The 1,636-nt window shown below is 50.0% G+C and carries 2 protein-coding genes; both read left to right on the forward strand.

The window, feature by feature from the left end; genetic code table 11:
* The coding region (locus ACTIFU_RS23720) for an aldehyde dehydrogenase family protein (protein WP_439580793.1) at positions 1–272 on the forward strand (272 nt) is incomplete at its 5' end.
* Positions 273–532: 260 nt separating this feature from the next.
* The gene (locus ACTIFU_RS23725) at positions 533–766 is read left to right on the forward strand and encodes a hypothetical protein (protein WP_439580794.1); all 234 of its coding nucleotides are present in this window, start codon (positions 533–535) and stop codon (positions 764–766) included.
* The last annotated feature ends 870 nt before the right edge of the window (positions 767–1,636 follow it).

The following is a 1,636-nucleotide window of genomic DNA, read 5'->3' on the forward strand; positions in this document are numbered from 1 at the left end:
TCCCGTTCAATGACTGGCAGGCGGTGCTGGCCGAGGCGAATGACAGCGAGTACGGGCTGGCCGCGAGCGTGTGGACCAACAACCTGAAGGTCGGGCTGCGCATGGCGCACGCGCTGGAGGCCGGTCTGGTGCAGATCAACCAGAACCTGGTGGTGCAGGCGAACCTGAGCTACGGCGGGATCAAGAGCTCCGGCCTCGGCAAGGAGGCGTCGCTGGAGGCGATGCTGGAGCACTTCATGCACAAGAAGACGATCATGGTGAATATGGGGTAGGGATTGGCGGTGGCGTCGTTGTCCAAGATTCGCCTTTTGTCAAACCGTGGCGCCGAGGCCAACCGCCTGGGCAATCTGGATTGGTCAACTGCACTACCGCAGCGCGGTTGACGCAGAACGCCACCAAGAACCGTTCGAGCTTGACCAGAGCCTCAATATCTTGAGGTTGCAGATTGATCCGGCGCGAGATGCTGTGCTAGGCACATTCAGGATGGCTGTCAGACTCGCGTGTGCGCAACGTTTAAAGTTGAGGACGTGCCATGGTGAAACGCGCGCCTGAGACTCTAACAAGATTGTCCCTGGCGTCTAATGAATGCGATTATTTGACGGACGTCGAACGAATTGAGATTTGCCGCAACATATTCTCTGCTGTTTTGGTTGAAGCTAAATCAAAGAACGTACAATATCACGAAGAAGAGAACGAAGAGATATTACTAAAAGTACGAGAGATAGAAGAGAAAGAAGTAGAGAGAATGCTAGAAAGAAGAAAATAGCCGTGCGGCCATACCAGCTTTCTGTATCTTTCTCAGCCCATTGGGCGACTTTCTCATCAAATGTCAGGGGCCATGAATCGGGGTGCTGTACTGAATTTCGTTCTTTCTCCAGGTAGTGACTGACGGTAACGTGGTGCCTAATTTCGTTTGGAACTTGTATCCGAAAGTAAGTTTCTGTAGCTATCCACATCATCAGAACCGCTATCATCGCGATGCAAGAGAAGAGTAGAACTTCGCCGTCGATTTTATTAGCTATTGTCGTATCGCCCCCGACAAGCCGCAAATTAAGTCCGACCGCAAATCCCTGGAGGGCCAGTGTCAACGTAACATATCTCGTGAACTCAAACTGTGAAATAAAGGAATTGAGTCGGCTCCACGGTGGAATTTGCATCATTCCTGTCCACAACCTGAGCATCTAGTTACCTACATATCTCTCTACAATTCAGTATGAAAACGCACGACAAGTAATTTCTAATTGCTACAGACTTTATGGCAATGACCCTAGTCTCGCTGTAGATGAACTGCACAATCTCTCGAGAGTGTATCTTGAAGTCAATCACAGATAATAAAAGTTGCCGTGCGCCATTGCGCGTCGCATCACGCAGGCCACGCTCACGCAATGATTGCTGTTGATATCCAGACGTTTTGGTCGCTGAAATATCAGCATTTAATACAATTCTTTGAATCTCTGGATTCACTATTTCCTCGATCATGTTGCGAAGAAATCTCGATGCTCGCTGCCTTTCCACTGTATCCCCATAACCGTAGCGAGTAAGCTGCTGTACCAGTTTTGCCTCTAGTGCTTCGTTGAATCCAACTCTCTTTTCCTTTTCTCAACGGCATCCCGGATCGGAGCATGCCGGTCGGGTG

This window comes from Elioraea sp., assembly GCF_051860475.1.
Taxonomy (GTDB): domain Bacteria; phylum Pseudomonadota; class Alphaproteobacteria; order Acetobacterales; family Acetobacteraceae; genus Elioraea.

Excerpts from the sequence above, each read along its gene's own strand:
- ACTIFU_RS23725 (WP_439580794.1), top strand. The coding sequence starts at position 533 with ATGGTGAAACGCGCGCCTGAGACTCTAACAAGATTGTCCCTGGCGTCT.